Origin of the sequence: Hymenobacter sp. (assembly GCF_031398885.1) — a bacterium.
Classification (GTDB): domain Bacteria; phylum Bacteroidota; class Bacteroidia; order Cytophagales; family Hymenobacteraceae; genus Hymenobacter.
Genome location: NZ_JANNOD010000020.1, coordinates 109,437 through 129,806 on the forward strand (window position 1 = coordinate 109,437; position 20,370 = coordinate 129,806).

The following is a 20,370-nucleotide window of genomic DNA, read 5'->3' on the forward strand; positions in this document are numbered from 1 at the left end:
TGCTTTTGGAGCTTGTTCGCGTCCGGGTACAGCTCGTTGGGGATGCCGGCAGCTGGCCGGCCCTGACCGCCGCCGCCGCGTCTGCGCCGTGCCCTGCGGCGCCCTGGCGCGTCCACCGGTCCAGGCGGCCTGCGCAAGTTGGCGTCACCTCAGCGGCCGCAAGTGTCAGCGGTGGAGCCAAGGGCGGGAAGGGTTTGTCGTAATAGTAAAATTTATATGTTCAATAAAAGGTCTGCTTGCCTCTGTGTTTAAAAACCGATTTGAACAGACGGTCATGCGGGGCCTTCTGCGCACGACGCTTTCTTTTCTTCACTGCCCTATCTGGGTAGGCTATGACACGTCTCCTTTCCCCCTTTTTTCCGTTATGAAAACCGCTCACTCCTCATTTCCCACTGTGGGCCAGGGCCCGCATTTGCTGGGGCTGCTCTGGCTGCTGGCCGCGCTGCTGCTGCTGCCCGCCGGCCCGGCGCACGCGCAGTTTCCGGCCACCGCTTCCCAAACCTTGTTCGCGTGCAACGCCCCCGGCAATCAGTTCGGCGTGCAGGCCTTCGCCGACGGGACGGGCGGCGCTTACTCGGTCTGGATTGACAAGCGCGCCGGCAACAACGCCGGCCCCGGCACCGCCCTATACGCCCAGCACCTGACCGCGGCCGGTGTCCCGCTGCTGGCGGCCAACGGCCAGCGCCTGTTTCAAACGGCCGGCAAGGATATTTTTGGGGTGAAGGCCGTGCCCTGGCAGAGCGGGATGCTGGTGGCCTGGGTGCAGGGCGGCTTTGGCATCGGCGGCGACACCGTGCGCTGCCAGTACTACGACGCGACCGGCGCGCCGCAATGGGCCCAGCCCACGGTGGTAGCCGCCAGGACAGTGGCGGCCGGCGTCATCTACGTGTCGCCCGATGCCCTGAATGTCCTTCCCACCGACTCCGGCGCCACCATTACCCATGCCCTGGCGGTGGGCGGCGGGGGCGACCGGCTGACGTTCAACCGGGTGAGCTTTGCTGGCAAGCGCCGCTACGCCAACAACCAATTTCAGCTTGCGCTGCCCTTTTCCAGCTACTACGTCACCACCTCCGACGGCGGCAACGGCTTTTACGTGGTGGGCGGCAGCGGCGGGTTGGGCAGCGCCCTCTACGCGCAGCACTACGATTTGTTCGGCACGGCCTGGGCCACGGGCGTTGACCTGACCGCCACCGGCGCCAAGGGGCGCGGCAACAGCCTGTGGCGGGTGGCGCGCGACCCGGCCAACAACCTCTACGCCGTGTGGGGCTCCGACTCGGGCGACGTCTTCGCCGTCAAGGTCACGCCCGCCGGGGCGCTGGGCTGGGCCGCGCCGGGCTACCGCACGCTCTCCACCAATCCCTCCCGGCAAAGTTCTCCCGACGCCATCTGGCACAACAACGCCCTGTGGGTGATTTGGGACGACGACCTGACCCCGGCCAGCTTCCTGAGCCAGTACCTGCAAAAAGTCGATGCCGCGGGCGCCCTGGCCTGGCCCGCCACCGGGGTGCTGGTCAACAGCCTGCCCGGCGTCTACACTTACCCCAAGCTGGCTCCGTCGGACAACGGGGCCGTGATGGCGTTCTACTCCACCGCCTACGGCGAGGGCTTCCGGGCCCAGAAAATTCGCCCCGACGCCTCCCTGGCCTTTGCCGTCAACGGCGTGCCGCTGCACAACGTGGTGGTTGACCAGCCCTACGTGCTCGACTACGTGCCCGTGGCCCAGCCCAACGGCTCGGTGCAGGTGTTCTGGGCCTCGTCCGGCGCCGCCGCTACCGGCCAGGACATTTGCGCCGGCCGGGTGCAAAGCACCGGCACCCTGCTCGGCACGGCCGAGCGCGCCGCCGTCGCCCTGGGCTTCGAGGTGTACCCCAACCCGGCCACGGCCGAGCTGCGCCTGCGCCTTCCCGCTGGGCCCGCGCCCACGGGCCTGCGCCTGTTCGACGCGCAGGGCCGGCAGGTGCGGGCCTTTGCCGGCGCCGCGGCCGCGCTGCCGTTGTGGGGGCTGCCGGCGGGCCTTTACGTGCTGCGGGCCACGCTGGCGGGGCGCGAAGTCAGCCGCCGCGTGGTAGTGGTCGGCGAATAGCCGGCGGCCCTTTCGCTAGCCAATTGGTGGAAGGCTCCGGCCCGGCTCCCAATTGAATTGCACAACCATTCTGAACCATCACCGCCCAACCCCCCGCCACTATGCAGCAGCCCCGTTTTCCTTTTGCGCCGCTTCCCCCGGACCGCGCGTCCCGCCATTCCCGCCGAGTGAGCCAGCATCTGCGGTTGCACGGGCTGCTTTGGCTGCTGCCGCTGGCCGGCCTGCGTGCCCAAACCACTTCGCTTTACACCCAGGTGGCGGCCGGCGAAAGCCACTCGCTGGCCCTGCGCGCCGACGGCACCCTGTGGGCCTGGGGCGCCAACAACTACAGCCAGCTTGGCAACGGCAACACCACAGGCCGCAGCTTGCCGGCGCCGGTGGCCGCGCCCGTAGCCGCCGCGCCCGGCACCCGCTGGACCAGCATCGCGTCGCGGTCGAGCCACGCGCTGGCTGGGCGCTCCGACGGTACTTTGTGGGCCTGGGGCTACAACGACTACGGGAACCTGGGCGACGGCACGCTCACCACCCGGGTGAGCCCGGTGCTGGTGCCGGTGCCCGCCGGGGCCGCCGTCGGCACCACCTGGGGGCAGGTCGCGACTAATTACCACACCCTGGCCCTGCGCTCCGACGGCACGCTTTGGGCCTGGGGCCTCAACAACGTGGGACAGCTCGGCGATGCCTCCACCGCCGCCCGGCTGGCGGCCGTGGCCGTGCCCACCCCGGCGGCGGCGGCGGCCGGCACCACCTGGACCAAAGTTGATGTCGGCCGCGACCACTCGCTGGCCCTGCGCTCGGACGGTACGCTCTGGGCCTGGGGTGGCAACGCCTACGGGCAGCTCGCCAACGGCACCCCCGCCGGCCTCGCCACGCCCCGGGCCGTGGTGACACCCGCCGGCGCGGCCGCCGGCACCACCTGGACCGACTTCGCGGCGGGCTACTATTTCTCCCTGGGCCTGCGCTCGGACGGCACGCTCTGGGCCTGGGGCTACAACCCCTACGGCCAGCTCGGCGACGCCTCCACCACCAGCAGCCTCGTGCCGGTGGCCGTCGTGACGCCCGGTACCGTGGGCGCGGGCACCCGCTGGACCCGGGTGGCCGCTGGCAACGACCACGCCCTGGCCCTGCGCTCGGACGGCTCGCTCTGGGCCTGGGGCTACAACAACTACGACCAGCTCGGCATCCAGCTCAGCAACGGCGGGACCCCCCCCAGCAGCTCGACGCCGGTGCGCGAAACCACCAACGGGACCTGGAGCGCGGTTGCGGGCGGCTATTACACCACCCTCGCCCTGCAGGCGGCCACTACTCTCGTCTACGGCACCGGCTACAACCGGTCGGGGCAGCTCGGCACCGGCAACATCACCAATTCGCCGGTGTTCGTGGCCAGCGCGGCGCCGCTGCTGGCCACCCGGCCGGCCCGGGTCCCGCTGGTCGGCGTGCACCCCAACCCGGCCCGCGCCCAGTGCCGGCTGCCGGCGCTGCCGCCGGGCTCCACCGTCCGGCTCACCGATTTGCGGGGCAGCCTCGTGCGGCAGCAGGCCGCCGCGCCCACGCTCAGCCTGACGGGCCTGGCGCCGGGGCTGTACCTGCTCACGGCCCAGGCCCCCGGTCAGGCGCCGCGGGTGGCGCGGCTGGCGGTGGAGTAGTGGAGGCAGAGTTGCGCCGGGCGGGTGTACTGCCCGGGTACTTCACATTTAGCGCTCATCCAACCAGGCGTTCATGCAGCGCGCAGCATCTCGCGTGACACGTCGAAAAAGCGGGGTCAGCCCCTCCACGCGAGATGCTGCGCGCTGCATGACGTTCCTGATTTCCGACCGCTTGTTTGGATAGCGTCTCAGCGGCTGGGCGGCCCAAAGCGGCGCACCGTTACTTCCTGACTTATTTCAATGGTCATCAAATCTTCGCCAATTTCCAGCGGGCCGGCGTAGCTGCTGCGGGTGCGGGGCAGCAGCTCTTGTATCGCAGGCGGGGGGATGGCCGGGTCGGTGGTCAGCAGCACGATGTGCGAGTACACCGCCAGCCGGGGCTTGATGTGGCTGAACACCCGGCCCGCGTCCTCGGGCTGGGTGTGGTAGCTCAGTATTTGGCGGGCCGTTTCGGAGGTGCGCAGCAGCTCGGGCCGGGCGGCGGCCACCTCGTGCACCACCACGTCGGCGCCCTGGGCGAACCGAATCAGGTTGTCGCTGAAACCGGTGTCGCCGGAGAGCACCACGGCCCGGCCCGCGTAGTCGATGCGGTAGCCGAAGGCCGGCTTGAGGTGCTCCCCGTGCTGGACGTCGAAGGCCGTGACTTTCACGCCGTCCTGCTCGTACACCACGCCCTGCGCGATGTCGGTGGCGGCCACGGTGGCGCCCGCCGGCGGGGGGCCTTGCTCGGTGCGCACGTTCAGGTCCCAGGCGTAGGCCTGCTTCAGCGCCGCCGCCATGGCCCGGGTGCCGACCGGCCCGAAGAGCCGCAGGGGCGCGGCGCGGCGGCCGTACACCCCCGGCAGCCACCCGGTCAGCCACAGGTCGGCGAAGCCCACCACGTGGTCGGAGTGCAGGTGGGTAAAGAACACCGTGTTGACCGTACCCAGCGGTATTTTTAGCTGCCACAGGCGCTGGCTGGCGCCCCGGCCGCAGTCGAACAATAGCTTCGCTGGGCCGGCCTCGACCAGGATGCTGGGTCCGAACCGCTCAATGTTCGGGATGGGCGCGCCCGTGCCAAGCAGCGTCACCTTCAACGTTTGGCCGGCGGCCGGCAAAAAGCTCAGCAGCAGCAGCGCCCACAGCAGCAAGCGGGGAAAAGCGGGTATCAACATTGATGTTGTGTTTAAATAAATTAATATTTAAACATACACGATTACGGTAATAGATAGCGAAAGGAGTCACTTCATCGAATTCGCGCAGTGCGGTGCTCCGGCGTCAATCCACCCTACCCCGGTTGGCGCGAACTGTAAACTGCGACCTCCGTCACTGTCAGTTGCTCGGCTATTCTGCTGTGAGGGCCGCCACTATTTCGCCCTGCGGGAGTACCCGCTCCGCGCCGGTCTGCATGATTTTGATTTTGACCACGCCGGCCGCCACTTCCTCCGGGCCCAGCAGCAGCACCAGCGGAATGCCCTTGGCGTCGGCGTACTTGAGCTGCTTTTGCAGCTTGGTCGCGTTGGGGTACAGTTCGCTGGGGATGCCAGCGGCCCGCAGTTGGGCCAGCAGGGGCAGGGCGGCCCGGCCGCTGGCCGCGTCGAAGTGCGTGAGCAGGCAACGGGTGGGCGTCTCGGCCGTGGCCGTGAACAGGTCCAGCGCTTCCAGGCAGTCGTAGAGCCGGTCCACGCCAAACGAAAAGCCCACGCCCGACACGCCCGGCAGCCCGAAGGCGCCCGTGAGGTTGTCGTAGCGCCCGCCGCCGCTCACACTGCCCATCTGCACGTTGTTGATTTTGACCTCGAAAATGCAGCCCGTGTAATAGGAGAGGCCCCGCGCCAGCGTGGGGTCGAATTCGAGCCGGTCGAACTGCTTGAAGCCGGAGGCGGTGAGTAGCTCGCGCACCTGGCCGATTTCGTCGAACCCAGCTAGGTTCTCAAGGGCAGTGGCCAGCCTGGGGTTATCGATATAGACGGCCTCACCATTCTGTTTACCCACGTACTGCTTCTCATTAATGGCCTGCTCGACGGTGCCACGCACGAGGTGCAGCTTTTCCTCAAAAGTGCCTTCGATTGAGATAATGTCAAAAATTCGGGCAATCTCATCTTCCCCAAAGTGCTTCTGCAGCAGCTCAGCCATGACGCCAGCCCGACCTATTTTGTCTAACTTGTCAATGCCGACCAGCAAGTCCGTCTCGTTGCCTTGGGCCTGGACGGCATCGTGGAGGCTACTAAGAATCTTGCGGTGGTTGATTTTGATGGTGAAATCATCCAGCCCCAAGCCATTTAAAACCTGGGCCGTCATCAGCACGATTTCGGCTTCGCAGAGCAGCGAGTCGGTGCCCACCACGTCGGCGTCGCACTGATAGAACTCGCGGTAGCGGCCGCGCTGGGGGCGGTCGGCGCGCCACACGGGCTGCATCTGGTAGCGCTTGAAGGGGAAGGTGAGCGTGCCGCGGTTCATGGCCACGTAGCGGGCGAAGGGCACGGTGAGGTCGTAGCGCAGGCCCTTCTCGGCCACTTTGGGCAGCAGGGCCCGGGAGCCGGTGGCCAAATCCTCGGCCGTCACGTCCTTGGCAAAGTCGCCCGAGTTCAGCACTTTGAACAGCAACTGGTCGCCCTCGTCGCCGTACTTGCCGGTGAGCACGCTCAGGTTTTCCAGCGTGGGCGTTTCGAGCGGGGCGAAGCCGAACGACTCGAACGTGCGGCGGATAACGTTGAAAATGTGCTGGCGGCGCGCCACCTGGGCCGGCCCAAAGTCGCGGGTGCCTTTCGGAATACTGGGTTTTTGCATGACGGGGCAAAGGTAGAAGCCGAACGCGGTGGACGCTACGGGCCGCGCCGCTGCAAACCACAAGCCCCGCCGCCGGACTAACCGACGACGGGGCATTTCGCAGAGAAGAAGATGAGAAAAGCGTAAGCGTATCAAATGGCCGGCAAAAATCAGCCGCCGAAGCCGCCGCCGCCCTGGGGCGCAGCCTCAATCTTTTTGCCGGGCTTGGTGGCCCCGACGTACCAGGTGAAGCCCAGCCAACCCACCCGGCTTTCGTCCTTGTTGTAGCGGTAGCTGCGCAGGGCGTCGGTTTCGATTTCGCTGCGGTAGTTCAGGGTGTTGAACAGGTCCGACACGCGCAGGGTGAGGGCGGCGCGGTCGGAGAACAGGCGCTGGCGCAGGGCCAGGTCCACTTGGCCCTGGGGCAGCTGCCGGCCCTGGGCCGTGAGCGAGGCCGAGCGCAGGTTGCCGCTCAGTTGCACGTCGAGGGTGGGGCGCACGGTGAAGTTGTTGCTCAGGCGCAGGGTGCTCACGAAGGCTTCGCGGCTGTTGCCGGTGTTGTTGGCCGCCAGCTGGGCGCGGTAGAGCGACGTGCTCGCGGTCAGGCGCCACCACTTGGCCAGCGGCTGGTTGAGGCTGAACTCGGCCCCAAGGTTGGTGGTGCGGCCGAAGTTGAGGTAGGTTTCGCGCGTGACGAGGCCGGCGCCGGGCCCGGCCAGGCGGGTGGCCAGGGTGTCGACGGCGCGGAAGCGCTGGATGGCGTTGGTGGTGATGCGGGCAAACGCGGTGCTAGTAATGGTGGCCTGGCCCAGATTCAACTGGTGGCCCAGCTCGATGTTGTGGCTGAACTCGGGCCGCAGGTTGGGGTCGCCAAGGCGGTAGCTGCGCGGGTCCTGGTAGATGGCCAGCGGCAGCTGCTGCATGAAGCCGGGCCGGTTCAGCCGGCGGGCGTAGCTGAGCTGCACCTTGTTCTGGCCGGCTTCCTTGCCCAGCTCCCGGCTCAGCGTGGCCGACGGAAACAGGCTGAGGTAGTCCTGGGCCAGGTCGCCGCGCTGCTCGATACCGGCCCCGCCGGCAATGGTGCCGCTCAGCCGGGTGTACTCGGTGCGCAGGCCGGCCTGGCCGCTCCAGCCGTGGCCCAGGGGCCGCTGCACGGTGGCGTAGGCGGCGGGCACCACCTGCTCAAACGTGTAAGTGAGCGAGCGGGCGGGGTCGTCCTGAAAGTCGTCGGGCCGGGCTTCGCTGGCGGTCTGGCTGAACTGGTTCGAGCCCTTGTTGTCCTGGCGCTCCACTTTCAGGCCCATTTCCAGGCGGCCCTTGCCCTCGGCCAGCGGGTGGGTGTAGTCAATCTGGCCAAACTGCACGTTGACCACCACGTCGAGCTGCTGGCGGGTGCCGGGCTGGGGCACCGGCGCCGAGCCCGGCTCGGCAAACTGCCGCTGCACCACGGGCACGCTGGCGTCAATCACCACGCCGCCGAAGTTGGCCGTCAGCTCGCGGCCCTTGTGGGCTTCCCAGGTGCGGCGGTAGCTGCCATCGTAGTTGAAAAGCTTCACGTCCACGTCCAGGGCCTGCGAGCCGCGGGTGCGCTGCACCGGGTCGCTGCCGGTTTGTTGGGTCAGCTGTTGGGTTTCGCCTTCGAGGTTTTGCTCGTAGCCGGGCTCCACGCCCAGGCTCAGGGTTTGTTCCTTGGGGAGTTCGAGGTCCACGCCCACCCGCAGCGACTGGTTGCGGTGCACCTCGCGGCCAACGCCCACCTGGGTGGTTCGCACGGTTTCGGCGCCGCGCTCGCTCAAGAGCTGGGCCGTTTGCTCGCCGCGGCTGCGGCTCCAATAGGTCACGTCGCGGGCGTCGTAGCTGGCCTGCCAGGTGGCCTTGCCCACCTTGCGGCTCAGGCTCAGGTTGCCGCTGTACTTGTCGCGGGTGCCCGCGTTGAGGGCGGCCGTGCCGTTGGTGCCCGCCTTGGTGTCCTTCTTGGTGATGAGGTTGATGACCCCGCCACCTCCGGAGGCATCATATTTGGCCGAGGGGTTGGTGATGACCTCCACCTGGGCAATGCGCGAGGCCGGAATCTGGTCGAGGCGGGGGCCGCCGCCCGCGCCGCCGTTGCCCACGCCGGCGGGCTTGCCGTCGATGAGAATGGTGAGGTCCGAGGAGCCGCGCATGGTCACGGTGCCGTTGGCGTCCACGCTCACCGAGGGCACGTTCTGGAGCACGTTGGCCGCCGTGCCGCCCACGCTGCCCAGGTCTTTTTCCACGTTGATGACGCGCTTGCCCAGCTCCTCCACCACGGTGGCCTTTTCGCCCGTCACCACCACTTCGCCCAGCCGGGTGGCAGCGGCGGCGGCCAGTTGCAGGCCCGGAAACTGCACGGCGGGCGCGGCGGCCGTCAGGGTGAAGCGGCGGCGCAGGGGGCGGTAGTTCAGGTCCTGCACCCGCAGCAGGTAGGTGCCCAGCGGCAGCGCGGCGGCGCTGAACGTGCCCTGCTCGGTGGTTTGAGCCACGGCCACGAAGGTGGAGTCGGCGGCGCGCAGCAGCAGCACGTCGGAGAAGGGCACGGGCTGGCCGGTGCCTTCTTCCAGGAGGCTGCCGCTCACACGGCCGGGGCCAGTGGTTTGGGCCCAGGCGCCCAAGGGCAGCAGCAACGAAGCAAGTGCCCAGCCCCGCAGGGCGCGGCCGAAACGGGATGGAGTGGGGGAAGTGAGAAAAGTATTCATGGTGCAGAGGTGAGGTTGTGGGGAAGGCGGGAGCGCTACCCCGGCCGTGCAGCAGCCGCGGTTCCGCTGCACGGGTAAGGAGCGCTGGCGCCCGGCCCCCGGTGAGTGAGGTGGGGTAGCTGGGTAGCGGGCCGTCTCCGGTACGCGCTGACGTCAGCTACTGGGCTAACAACAGAACAAATGTAAAGCAGGTACTTTGTAAAGCAAGGTACTGTTGAAATAATTTTTTCATCAACTAAAGCATTCCGCTTCTTTAATACCTGAATTTCAACGAGTGGCGGCTAGAAAAAAATATTCCTGCCGTTGCCGAGCCAGCCGTTTCCAGCATTTTGCGCTCAGTATTCAGATGCCGGGTCCCGGGTTCCGGTTGCCCGGGACCGGCAATAATCCCCGGGAAATTAAAAAAGCCCTGGCTGACGAGCCAGGGCTTATGAAGACATCGGGAAGAAGGCAAAACAGGCAACCGCGCGGACGCCGGATGAGCCGGATGAGCAGACGAGCGGTTGAGTCAATAGTCCTATGCTCAATACGCCGCTTCTGAGTTGAGCTATTGGCGCAACGGCAGGTGCCACACCGCTCCCGTCGCGCCTACTTGCGCCTGACCGGCGCCCTGGCTTTGGGTTTGGCCGGGGCATCCACTGCCAGGCCGTTGCGGTAGGTCACGGTGCGGGCCACGGTTTTGCCGTCTTCCTGGTAGTACGTCCACACGCCGCTCTGGCGGCCGTTGCGGTACAGCCCGTTCACGGCCAGGGTGCCGTCCTCGCGCAGCTCACGGAAGGGGCCTAGCAGCACGCTGCGCACGTAGGTGGTTTCCTTGCGCAGCTTGCCCGAGGGGAAGTACTCCTGGGCCACCCCGGCCATGAAGCCGTTGAGGTAGGGCTGACGGCTCTGCACCGCTCCGGTTTCGAAGTAGGTCAGGCGTTCACCCACTAAGCGGCCAGTAGGGCCGTAGGTTTCAGCCTTGCGCGGGGTCTTGCCGTCGGGGTAAAACTCGCGCCAGGTGCCCGCGGGGCGGTTGTTCTTGTACTGTTCTTCGGCCTGGGCCAGCTGGCCGGCGGCGTCGTGGTAGCGCGTGATTTTGCGGTCGCGGCCGTTGTTGCTGTAGTCGGTGTCTTCGCGCAGGTTGCCGCTCACGAAGTACTCCAAGCCGTGGCCGGTGGGCACGCCGTTGCGGTAGGTGATTTTCGTTTTGGGTTGGCCGCTTTCGTAGTAGCTCGTGGCGGGCCCATCGAGGTTGGCCGTGCCGGTGGGCGGGGCCACGCGCTTGGTCAGGTCGTCGCCGAGCGGGTTGCGCACCGGGCGCTGCACCAGCGGGGCGGGGGCGTAGGTGCCCTCGGTTTGCAGCTTGCCGCTCGGGTAGTAGCTGCGGTAGCGCCCGCGGCCGTTCTGGTCGGCCAGCACCTCGGTCTCAATCTGGTTGTTGGGGTAATACGTTTTGTAGGGCCCCGACAGCAGCCCACGGGTGAAGGTGCCCTCGCTCTGCACCGCCCCGTTGGGGTACAGAAACTTCACCGCCCCGTTGGGCTGGCCGTTTTCGTAGTTGATTTCGGCCTGGGTCTTGCCGTCCGGGTACAGCGCCTTCAGGGGGCCGTTGGGCTGGCCTTTGGTGAGGGTGGTGCGCAGCTTGGGCTCGCCGCTGGGGTGGTAAAAGGTCAACTCTCCGTTGGGCTCGTCGTTCTCAAAAAAGCCTTCCTGGGCCACTTTACCGGTGGCGTAATACGTTTTGAACGGACCCTGGCGGATGCCGTCGCGGTAGGTGGTTTCGAGCCGGCGGGTGCCGGTGGCGTGGAATTCCACGTAGGCCGAATCGCGCTTGCCCTGGGTGAAGCTGGTTTGCTGCTCCAGCTTGCCGGTGCGATAGTAGCGCCGGTAGGTGCCCTGCGGCACGGTGTCGGCCGCCACCAGGGCCGAGTACACCTCGCGCTTGTGCACTTTGGCGGAGTCGTAGAACGTGACCAGCCGGCGCAGCCGCTGCCCGTGCGAAGGCAGGCCCAATAAAATCAGCAGAAAAAGCGGTAAGTACTTCATGGCCGCAAGAACGGGCGAGCAGGCATTAAAATTTCGCGCGAAGTCTCGCTAAGTAAAAAAGGAAGTCTCGCGAAGGAGCGAATACGCTGGCCTTTGCGAAACTTCCTTTCAACACTTTGCGAAACCCTGCGCGAGCTAGAACCGCTCCACCACGATGGCGCTGGCGCCGCCGCCGCCGTTACAGATGCCGCTGACGCCAATCTTGCCGCCTTCGTTCTTGAGCACGTTCAGCAGTGTGGTCACGATGCGCGCGCCGGAAGCGCCCAATGGGTGGCCCAGGCTCACGGCCCCGCCGTAGAGGTTGACCTTGCTGTCTTCCAGCTTTAGCAACTGGTTGTTGGCCAGGCTCACCACCGAAAACGCCTCGTTAATTTCGTAGAAGTCCACGTCGGCCGCCGTTTTGCCGGCGTGCTTCAGCGCCTTCGGGATGGCCAGCGCGGGCGAGGTGGTAAACCACTCCGGCGCCTGCTCGGCATCGGCGAAGCCCAGAATGCGGCCGATGGGGGTGAGGCCCAGGGCATCGGCTTTTTCGCGGCTCATCAGCAGCACCGCGGCGGCCCCGTCGTTCAGCGTTGAGGCGTTGGCGGCCGTCACGGTGCCATTTTCTTTGATGAAAGCGGGCTTGAGGCCGGGCACCTTGGCGAAATCGACTTTGAGGTATTCCTCGTCGTCTTCCACCACCGTGGTTTTGCCGCGGCTCTCGATGGTTACGGGCACGATTTCGTCCTTCTTCTTGCCGGCCTTGGCGGCGGCGGCGCTGCGGGTGTAGCTCTCGATGGCGAAGGCGTCCTGCTGCTCGCGGGTGAAGCCCATTTCCTTGGCCGTATTCTCGGCCGCGTTGCCCATGGCGTAGTCGTGGTAGGGGTCCCAGAGGCCGTCGCGCATCAGGCCGTCTATCATTTGGCCGTGCCCGTACTTGGCGCCGAACCGGGCCTTGTCGAGGTAATAGGGTACGTTGCTCATGCTCTCCATGCCGCCGGCCAGAATTACATCGGCCTGCCCCAGCATGATGGCCTGGGCCGCGTACATAATGGCTTTGGAGCCCGAAGCGCAGACCTTGTTCACGGTGGTGCACTCCACGGTGTCGGGCAGGCCGGCTTTTTTGGCCGCCTGCCGGGCCGGGGCCTGGCCCAGGTTGGCCGAAATCACGTTGCCCATAATCACCTGCTCCACTTCCGAGGCCGCGACGCCGGCCTTGTCCAGGGCGCCCTTCAGCGCAATGGCACCCAGCTCCGTGGCCGACAGCGACGCCAGCGCCCCGCCAAACGAGCCAATCGGCGTGCGGACGGCAGAGATAATGACAACTTCTTTGGTTTGCATAAAGGAATGAAAAAGGGTTGGGTGGGAAGTCGAATCAGGCCGCAAAACTACGAATGCAGTGTCCCCGAAACGGCGGCCGACCAAATGCCGTTCCGCCCGGCACCCGGCCCGGACCCGCGCCGACAACGGTACCGAAGCCCGCCGGCCTTTACCAGTTTACCAGGTGGGTTTGCTAGGGTCGGGCTTCTGCCGGGCCGGGCGCGTCAGTTGCTGCAGGTACTGCTGCTCCTGGGCCCGCAGGGTTTCGAGCAGCTGCCGGGCCTGGGCGGGGCTCAGGCTCATGGCTGCCAGGCGCTCGCGCTGGGTTTGCAGTTGAGCGTCGCTGGCAGTCGCGGCGTCGGTGCCGGGGCGGTTGCTGGGGCCGTTGGTACCCGGGACTGGTGCGGCGCTCCGGCGGTCCAGGCCGCGCTGGGCACCGGGCGTGGCGCCGCTGGCCACGGGTTGCGGCTTTCCGGCATTGGTCCGCTGGCCGCCCGCTGCCGCGTTGCCAGGGGTGGCGTCGGGCAGCCGGTTGTCGGGCGAGCCGGCCGGGCCGGGCCGGGGTTCAAGCGGGGTGTTCGGGGCAGCGGTTGCGGGGTTTGGGTCGTTGATTTTGCCTGGGCGGTCGTTGCCCGCCTTGTCGGCTGCCTTGGGTTGGTTGGGGGCATTAGGTTTCGCCGCCGAGTCGGGCGCTGGGCTTTTTGGCGGGGCTATTTTCGGTCCGCTGGCCCGCCGGGTGAGGTACTCGCTCAGCGCCTCGTAGTCGAACCGGGCGCCGCTGTTTTTAGGGTCGAGGAGCAGCGCCTGGCGCAACAGGGTCAGGGCCTGTGCTATTTCTCCCCGGCGGGTAGCCAGCACGGCTAATTGCTGGCGGGCCACGCTGCTCAGGGCCGCTGGGCTTTTGGTCAGCAGCCGGCCGTACGTTACCTGCGCCCGGGACTGCTGGCCGGCCCGGCTCTGCGCGTGGGCCAGATTGAGCAGCAGGTGCGGGTCGGGCTGGCGCTGCGCATTGGCCGCCAGAGCCGCTGCGAAGGCGGCCGTGGCCGCAACTGGTTCGCCCCGGCCGTAAGCCGCAGCCCCGGCGGCCACGGCCTTGTTCCGGTCGTGCACCCGCGTGAGCAGGCCCCACGTGGGCACCCCGAGCGCCAGCGCCAGCAGCAAGTATTTCATGGGCGAATAATGGTCACGGTGAGGGCTACATCCAGCGCCAGCAGCAGCAGGGCGGCGGCCAGCGGGTAGCGGTAGCGGTTGTCGGCCACGGGCACGGTTCGCACCTGCTCCACGGTGCCCGACATGGTACGCAGCGACTGCAACAATGGTCCGAACCCGTTTTGTTGATTGTTGAGCGTCACGTATTGCCCCCCCGTTTGGGTGGCCAACTGCAGCAAAGGTGCTTCCCGAAGACGGCTCAGTACCGGTTGTTTTCGGTTGTCGAGCAGGAAGCCCCCGCCGGGGTTGGGAATCTTAGCGCCTTGAGCCGTGCCCACCCCCACGCTGTACACCCGGGCGCCGGTCCGGCCCAGGGCCCGGAGCGCCGGTTCCAGGTTTTCGCCGAAATCCTCGCCGTCACTCACCACCACAAGAGCCGTGGCCCGCGGGCCCGCCACCGGCACGGTGCCCGGTCCCGGACGCGGCGCCAGCCGGTCCAGCACCAGTTCCAGCGGGGCGCGCAACGTGGTGGCCCCCGGCGGCAACAGGCTAGTGCGCAGCGTGCTGATGAATACCTGCACCGCCCCCTGGTCGTAGGTCAGCGGGCATTGCACCACGGCTTCGGCGCCGAATACGATTAGCCCCAGCCGGTCGGCCGGAAACTGAGCCACCAGCACCTGCAGCTCCGCCTGGGCGCGCAGCAGGCGGGTGGGAGCCACGTCGGGCGCGTCCATCGAGCGCGACACGTCGACCAGCAGCCACACGTCTTTGCCGGCGGTGCGCACGGGTTGCTGGCTCACGCCCAGTGCCGGGCCCAACGCCGCGCCCAGCAGTGCCGCGCCAGCCAGCACCCGCAGGGCCATCTTCCACCCCCGGTGCCGCGCCCGGCCGCCCAGCGCCCGGCCCAAGCGGCCGCCGCGCCACCACTGTTTCAGCAGCAGCCGCCAGCCCAGCCCCGCCGCCAGCCCCACGGCAATGAAATCAGGATGGGCCCAGGTCAGCAAGCGCAGAAAGGAATAAAAACTGGAAAAGGAAGCAAAGGACAAGCCGGCAGTCGCCGCAAGTGCCGGCCGCAAAGATAAATTTTTCGGCCAGGCTGCGGGGGTTTGGGTTCGGCCCGTATATTTGCACCCGCTTCGGACGGAAGCGAAACCGGCCTGGAGAGGTGGGTGAGTGGCTGAAACCAGTAGTTTGCTAAACTGCCGTAGCTCTAAAGGTTACCGGGGGTTCGAATCCCCCCCTCTCCACTTTTTGAATTAAGAATTAAAAATTAGGAATTAAAAATTGAGAACACCTAATTTTTAATTCCTAATTTTTAATTCTTAATTGATTTTTCGGGGTGTAGCGTAGCCCGGTATCGCGCCTGCTTTGGGAGCAGGAGGTCGTAGGTTCGAATCCTGCCACCCCGACATTTCTTTACCCCGTTTCGACCCCGTAGCTCAGCTGGATAGAGCAACTACCTTCTAAGTAGTCGGTCTTTGGTTCGAATCCAAACGGGGCCACTGTACAAGTCCCTTCCCGCTTCGGGGAGGGACTTTTGCATTTCTGAGTACCTGGTACGCAGTCCCGGTAAGCCGTTAACGCCACGGTTGGACTGAAGCAAGCCACAGCCCGGTTGACCCCCGCGACCGCCGGTCCTTGCCCAAACCCCGCCGCAGAACCAACGGCTTAACGTGCGCGAAACAATTGGGAATGCTTATCTTGGGCCTCTGAACCTGCTGGTAAGAAGGGTTAACGCGCCTTTGCTGAGCTTTTCTGTCTTTTCTTGCTCCCTAACTTTTGTTCTAACCCCTTTTGTTGCCATGAAAAAAACGTTACTCTTTTTAGGCCTGCTAGCCCTGACCAACAGCCTCCACGCCCAAACGCCTGTTAATACGGGCCCGTGGGTCGAAGTCAACCTCGTCAATCCCCCCACTTTTGCGCCGGGTTTTCGGGTGAGCGACGTTAAAACCGTGTCTTCGACGGTATCGTGGTCAGTGATTCAGGACAATTCGCGAGGCAGCAATCCCAACAAGTACCTCAGAACCAGCAACGCCGCCGGCGACCAGTTCAGCTCGGATGCCATCACGGCTCCTGGCGGGGCTGCGAATTTCCAGACCGGCAATATTTCCAGTGTGAACTCCACCGTGGCCGTTGCCGCTACGTACCCTGCGGCGGTGGGCGTACCGGGAGGCGAAATCCTGCGCACTGCCAATGGTGGGTTAAGCTGGACCAAGGTGACTACCGCCACGCAGTTTGTGGCTGGCCAGGGAGGGTTTTGCAACTTCGTCCACTTGTTCGACGCCAACGAAGGCGTGTCGTTTGGCGACCCCACCAACGGCTCGTTCGAAATCCTGCGTACTACCGACGCAGGGCTGACCTGGACGCGACTACCCGCCAGCAGCAGTCCCACGCCCCTGGCAGACGAAGCTGCCCTGGCCCGCTCGTTTTTCGCCCGCGGCAACACTATTTGGGTCGGCATGGCTTCCGCGTCTCCCACTAGTGCCGTGCGGGTGCTGAAGTCGACCGACCGTGGGCTAACGTGGACGGCCAGTACGCTTACTACCCTGATTGGAAACATCCAACGCCTGGCTTTCAAAGATGACCTGAACGGCATTGCCTACAACGTGCAGTTGAATGCCGCCAACACCGCCGTAACCGAAGTGAACCTCATTCGCACTGCCGACGGCGGGGCCACCTGGTCGCCCATCACCCCAGTCAATACGGCCACCGGCAGCTTCTTTCGCTTCGACATCGACGCCGTGGACGGCCGCTACTACAGCGTGGGCCAGCGATTTCCCCCTGCTACGCCACAGGCTGTGGCCGCCGATTTCGGCTCCTCTTTCAGCACCGACGGCATCAACTGGACCAACCTCAACAACAGCCAAGGCTTCTTCTCCTTTGACTTGATTTCCGGCCCGAACGCGACCACGCCCGTGGGCTACGCCGGCGCGGCTTCGGACACGGTGACGGCGGAGGGCGGCATCTACCGCTACAGCAATACCATCACGGCCACCCGCAATACGGCCCTGCAAACCCAACTCAGCTCTTACCCCAATCCCAGCCACTCGGGCGTATTCAAGGTGGACCTGGGTTCCTTCCTCAAGGGCGGAGCGGAGCTTACGGTGGTAGATGCGTTGGGGCGGCAGGTTTTGGCGCAGACGTTGACCGCCACCGCCATCGGCTCTAAGAACATTAATCTCGACCTGAGCCGGGAAAAAACGGGCGTCTACACGCTGCAAATCCGCACGGACCAGGGCATTGCCACCCAAAAGCTAGTGATTGACTGAATGCTGATGTGGTAAGTGACAAAAAAAGGCCTTTTCGTAACGGGAGAGGCCTTTTTTTATTGCTGGTTTTTACCAACAGCGAGCCGGTGATTCTGAACTGCTTGATGGCGGGGTAAATAAAAAAATACAAGGATAAATACGGCGAAAACTGTCAAAAATGGGATTAAATGAGTACTTTTGAGTGTTAGGTGACAGGCGACCAAACCGGCCGCCAACTGCTTATTTTACCTCCGCCCACATGAGCGAAACGAAAGAGAAAATCATCCCGTCGGACTATTCAGCCGACAGCATTCAAGTACTCGAAGGATTAGAGGCCGTGCGCAAACGGCCCAGCATGTACATCGGCGACACGGGTATGAAAGGCCTGCACCACCTGGTGTGGGAAGTGGTCGACAACTCCATCGACGAGGCCCTCGCCGGGTACTGCGACCTGATTAACGTCACCATCAACGAAGACAACTCCGTGACCGTGCGCGACAACGGCCGGGGCATTCCCGTCGACTTTCACGCCAAGGAAGGCCGTTCGGCCCTGGAAGTGGTGCTGACCGTGCTGCACGCCGGCGGCAAGTTTGACAAGGGTTCTTACAAAGTATCCGGCGGCCTGCACGGCGTGGGCGTGAGCTGCGTGAACGCGCTGAGCACCGACCTGAAAGTGACCGTGCGCCGCAACGGCCACAAGTACGAGCAGGAATACAAAATTGGCATTCCGCAGTATGACGTAAAGGAAGTGGGCGACTCCGACGAGCACGGTACGGAAGTGCAGTTCTTGCCCGACGCCAGCATCTTCACCGAAACCGAGTACCGCTACGACACGGTGGCCGGCCGCCTGCGCGACCTGTCCTATCTGAACAAAGGCATTCGCATCACGCTCACCGACCGCCGCGAGAAGCTGGAAGGCGGCGCGTTCCGGGGCGAGGAGTTTTACTCGACCGGCGGCCTGCGCGATTTCGTGCAGTACCTCGACGGCGCCGAGCGGCCCTCGCTGCTGTCGGAGCCCATTTACGTGGAGAGCGAGAAGGGCGGCACGCCGGTGGAAGTGGCCCTGCAGTACAATACCTCGTACCAGGAAAACGTCTATTCCTACGTCAACAACATCAACACCATTGAGGGCGGCACGCACGTGGCGGGCTTCCGCTCGGCGGTGACGCGGGTGCTGAAAACCTACGGCGACAAGAACAAGCTGTTCGAAAAAGCCAAGGTGGAAATCACCGGCGACGACTTCCGCGAAGGCCTCACGGCCGTGATTTCGGTGAAGGTGCAGGAGCCGCAGTTCGAAGGCCAGACCAAAACCAAGCTCGGCAACTCCGAGGTGAGCGGCGCAGTGAACTCGGTGGTGGGCGAAATCCTGACCCAGTACCTGGACGAAAACCCCAACCAGGCCAACCGCATCATGGAGAAGGTGATTCTGGCCGCCAAGGCCCGCATTGCCGCCCGCAAGGCCAAGGACATGGTGCAGCGCAAGGGCGTCCTCTCCTCCAACAGCCTGCCGGGCAAGCTGGCCGACTGCTCGGAGTCGGACCCCGAAATCTGCGAGCTGTACCTGGTCGAGGGCGACTCGGCCGGCGGCACGGCCAAGCAGGGCCGCAACCGGGCGTTTCAGGCCATTCTGCCGCTGCGCGGCAAAATCTTGAACGTGGAGAAGGCCCAGGAGCACCGCATCCTGGAGAACGAGGAAATCAAGAACATGATTACCGCGCTGGGCGTCACGTTCAACGAGCGCAAGTCGTTGGCCTTCACTACCGAGGACGACGGCACGGAATCGGGCCCGCTGAACTTCAGCAAGCTGCGCTACCACAAGGTCATCATCATGACCGACGCCGACATTGACGGCTCGCACATCCGCACCCTGATTCTGACGTTCTTCTTTCGCTACATGCGGGAGCTGGTGGACCGGGGCATGATTTACATCGCCCTGCCGCCGTTCTACCTCGTGAAGCGCGGCAAGGAAGAGCGCTACTGCTGGACCGAGGACGAGCGCATGGCCGCCCAGGAGGAGTTGGGCCGAGGCAAGCCCGAAACGGTGAACGTGCAGCGCTACAAGGGCCTCGGCGAGATGAACGCCGAGCAGCTGTGGTCGACCACCATGCAGCCCATGACCCGCACCCTGAAGCAGGTCACGGTGGAGTCGGCCGCCGAGGCCGACCACCTGTTTTCCATGCTAATGGGCGACGAAGTGGCCCCGCGGCGCGATTTCATCGAACGCAACGCCAAGTACGCCAAGCTGGACGTCTAAATCACGGATTTTCTGGATTAAGGTTGGATTAGTCGGATTTTGTAGACAAAAAAGGCTGCCGGTTCTGGCAGCCTTTTTTGGTTTCATTTGGATAGCTTTTTAATTCACTCATTCACTTATGCGACAACTAATTTCCTCCGGGGCGCGCTGGGAGCCCGTTGTGGGGTATTCCCGGGCCGTGCGCGTGGGCAAGGTGGTGGAAGTGGCCGGCACCACGGCCCAGGACGGCGATGTAGTGACCGGCGACGCGGACATCTATGTACAGACCCAGCGGGCGCTAGAGAAAATTGGGGCGGCGCTGGCGGAAGCGGGCGCATCGTTTGAAGACGTGGTGCGCACGCGCCTGTTCGTCACCGACATCTCGCAATGGGAGGCCGTGGGCCGGGCGCACGGCGAGGTCTTTGGCACTATTCGGCCGGCCACGACCATGGTGGAGGTGCGGGCACTGATTGACCCGCGGATGCTGGTGGAAATCGAAGCCACAGCCATTGTGGCGGGGTGAGGCGGGCACGTCCCCCGCGGGGCTTTGTGCGTAAATTTGAATTCATGACGCCCATCACCGACATCTCGCAGCTCGACCCCGACGGCAGCTATACCTACGCCGACTACCTGACGTGGCGCTTCACGGAGTACGTGGAGCTGATAAGGGGCCGGGTGCTGCGCAAGATGTCGGCGCCAACTTCGCAGCACCAGCAACTAGCATCCGACCTCCACGGCATCATCTGGGGGCACCTCAAAGGCAAGCCCTGCCGGGTGTTTGCCGCGCCGTTCGACGTGCGCCTGCTACGCAGCGCCGACAACGGCGACGCCCAAGTGCAAACCGTGGTGCAACCCGACCTCAGCATCATCTGCGACTTAAGCAAAATAGACCGGCGCGGCTGCGTTGGGGCGCCCGACTGGATTATTGAAATCGTGTCGCCCAGCTCGCTGGTGCTCGACACCCGTACCAAGTTCGACCTTTACGCCGAGAACGGCGTGGCCGAGTACTGGATTGTGTTTCCCGGCGAGCAAACGGTGCTGGCCTATGCGCTGGGTGCGAACGGTGAGTACGAGCTGACCGGCACTTATGCCGAGCCGGGGCCCATGCACTCGCATCGTCTGCCAGAGCTGCTCATCGCCTGGAACGACATTTTCGAGGAGCTGCCCTAGCCGCGCTCTGCCGCAGCCACCGGCGCAGCGTGAGCGGGGCCAATACCCCCTC

13 protein-coding genes and 3 tRNA genes are annotated in these 20,370 nt (G+C 65.0%); 9 read left to right on the forward strand and 7 right to left on the reverse strand.

Annotation, left to right across the window (positions count from 1 at the left end; genetic code table 11):
- Window positions 1-364 precede the first annotated feature (364 nt).
- Window positions 365-2,083, forward strand: a complete 1,719-nt coding sequence (locus tag RMO51_RS02670; RefSeq protein WP_310391748.1) for a T9SS type A sorting domain-containing protein — start codon at window positions 365-367, stop codon at window positions 2,081-2,083.
- Between the two features lie 167 nt (window positions 2,084-2,250).
- Window positions 2,251-3,726: a hypothetical protein gene (locus tag RMO51_RS02675; RefSeq protein ID WP_310391749.1), complete on the forward strand. Its 1,476-nt coding sequence runs from the start codon at window positions 2,251-2,253 to the stop codon at window positions 3,724-3,726.
- 188 nt (window positions 3,727-3,914) lie between these two features.
- Here RMO51_RS02675 and RMO51_RS02680 read toward each other — a convergent pair whose 3' ends face one another.
- From RMO51_RS02680 to RMO51_RS02710, 7 genes are all read right to left on the reverse strand, one after another.
- Window positions 3,915-4,880 carry an MBL fold metallo-hydrolase gene (locus RMO51_RS02680; RefSeq protein ID WP_310391751.1) on the reverse strand — a complete coding sequence of 322 codons (966 nt, stop codon included), beginning with the start codon at window positions 4,878-4,880 and terminating at the stop codon, window positions 3,915-3,917.
- Window positions 4,881-5,049: 169 nt separating this feature from the next.
- Window positions 5,050-6,495, reverse strand: coding sequence for a histidine--tRNA ligase (hisS, locus tag RMO51_RS02685; protein WP_310391753.1), 1,446 nt, complete (start codon window positions 6,493-6,495; stop codon window positions 5,050-5,052).
- A gap of 149 nt (window positions 6,496-6,644) precedes the next feature.
- On the reverse strand, window positions 6,645-9,191 hold the full coding sequence (locus RMO51_RS02690; protein ID WP_310391754.1) for a TonB-dependent receptor domain-containing protein: 2,547 nt from the start codon (window positions 9,189-9,191) through the stop codon (window positions 6,645-6,647).
- A 588-nt stretch (window positions 9,192-9,779) separates the two neighbouring features.
- Entirely contained in the window at window positions 9,780-11,219 is a 1,440-nt protein-coding gene (locus RMO51_RS02695) for a hypothetical protein (RefSeq protein ID WP_310391756.1), read from the reverse strand.
- Between the two features lie 135 nt (window positions 11,220-11,354).
- Window positions 11,355-12,539 carry an acetyl-CoA C-acyltransferase gene (locus RMO51_RS02700; protein WP_310391758.1) on the reverse strand — a complete coding sequence of 395 codons (1,185 nt, stop codon included), beginning with the start codon at window positions 12,537-12,539 and terminating at the stop codon, window positions 11,355-11,357.
- Between the two features lie 156 nt (window positions 12,540-12,695).
- Window positions 12,696-13,688 carry a hypothetical protein gene (locus RMO51_RS02705; protein ID WP_310391760.1) on the reverse strand — a complete coding sequence of 331 codons (993 nt, stop codon included), beginning with the start codon at window positions 13,686-13,688 and terminating at the stop codon, window positions 12,696-12,698.
- The gene (locus tag RMO51_RS02710; RefSeq protein WP_310391762.1) at window positions 13,685-14,671 is read right to left on the reverse strand and encodes a VWA domain-containing protein; all 987 of its coding nucleotides are present in this window, start codon (window positions 14,669-14,671) and stop codon (window positions 13,685-13,687) included. The genes RMO51_RS02705 and RMO51_RS02710 overlap by 4 nt, the downstream gene beginning before the upstream one ends.
- A gap of 155 nt (window positions 14,672-14,826) precedes the next feature.
- On the opposite strand from RMO51_RS02710, the gene RMO51_RS02715 reads away from it, so the two are divergent.
- The 7 genes from RMO51_RS02715 to RMO51_RS02745 all read left to right on the forward strand — a co-directional run bounded on the left by RMO51_RS02715 (window position 14,827) and on the right by RMO51_RS02745 (window position 20,318).
- Window positions 14,827-14,914: transfer RNA gene (locus tag RMO51_RS02715), tRNA-Ser, on the forward strand.
- A gap of 88 nt (window positions 14,915-15,002) precedes the next feature.
- Window positions 15,003-15,076, forward strand: a tRNA-Pro gene (locus tag RMO51_RS02720).
- Between the two features lie 19 nt (window positions 15,077-15,095).
- A tRNA-Arg gene (locus RMO51_RS02725) sits at window positions 15,096-15,169 on the forward strand.
- A 300-nt stretch (window positions 15,170-15,469) separates the two neighbouring features.
- Window positions 15,470-16,936: a T9SS type A sorting domain-containing protein gene (locus tag RMO51_RS02730; protein WP_310391763.1), complete on the forward strand. Its 1,467-nt coding sequence runs from the start codon at window positions 15,470-15,472 to the stop codon at window positions 16,934-16,936.
- A gap of 238 nt (window positions 16,937-17,174) precedes the next feature.
- Window positions 17,175-19,169 (forward strand): DNA topoisomerase (ATP-hydrolyzing) subunit B, encoded by a 1,995-nt coding sequence (gyrB, locus tag RMO51_RS02735; RefSeq protein ID WP_310391765.1) that lies wholly within the window; start codon window positions 17,175-17,177, stop codon window positions 19,167-19,169.
- 118 nt (window positions 19,170-19,287) lie between these two features.
- A complete protein-coding gene (locus tag RMO51_RS02740) occupies window positions 19,288-19,671 on the forward strand; it encodes a RidA family protein (RefSeq protein WP_310391767.1) in 384 nt (127 codons plus the stop codon).
- 44 nt (window positions 19,672-19,715) lie between these two features.
- Entirely contained in the window at window positions 19,716-20,318 is a 603-nt protein-coding gene (locus RMO51_RS02745; RefSeq protein WP_310391768.1) for a Uma2 family endonuclease, read from the forward strand.
- Window positions 20,319-20,370 lie beyond the last annotated feature (52 nt).

Bases quoted from the DNA above. Each gene is read 5' to 3' on its own strand.
- RMO51_RS02690 (WP_310391754.1), bottom strand. From the start codon at position 9,191: ATGAATACTTTTCTCACTTCCCCCACTCCATCCCGTTTCGGCCGCGCC.
- gyrB (WP_310391765.1), top strand. From the start codon at position 17,175: ATGAGCGAAACGAAAGAGAAAATCATCCCGTCGGACTATTCAGCCGAC.
- RMO51_RS02740 (WP_310391767.1), top strand. From the start codon at position 19,288: ATGCGACAACTAATTTCCTCCGGGGCGCGCTGGGAGCCCGTTGTGGGG.
- RMO51_RS02680 (WP_310391751.1), bottom strand. From the start codon at position 4,880: ATGTTGATACCCGCTTTTCCCCGCTTGCTGCTGTGGGCGCTGCTGCTG.
- RMO51_RS02705 (WP_310391760.1), bottom strand. From the start codon at position 13,688: ATGAAATACTTGCTGCTGGCGCTGGCGCTCGGGGTGCCCACGTGGGGC.
- RMO51_RS02745 (WP_310391768.1), top strand. From the start codon at position 19,716: ATGACGCCCATCACCGACATCTCGCAGCTCGACCCCGACGGCAGCTAT.
- RMO51_RS02730 (WP_310391763.1), top strand. From the start codon at position 15,470: ATGAAAAAAACGTTACTCTTTTTAGGCCTGCTAGCCCTGACCAACAGC.
- hisS (WP_310391753.1), bottom strand. From the start codon at position 6,495: ATGCAAAAACCCAGTATTCCGAAAGGCACCCGCGACTTTGGGCCGGCC.
- RMO51_RS02695 (WP_310391756.1), bottom strand. From the start codon at position 11,219: ATGAAGTACTTACCGCTTTTTCTGCTGATTTTATTGGGCCTGCCTTCG.
- RMO51_RS02670 (WP_310391748.1), top strand. From the start codon at position 365: ATGAAAACCGCTCACTCCTCATTTCCCACTGTGGGCCAGGGCCCGCAT.
- RMO51_RS02700 (WP_310391758.1), bottom strand. From the start codon at position 12,539: ATGCAAACCAAAGAAGTTGTCATTATCTCTGCCGTCCGCACGCCGATT.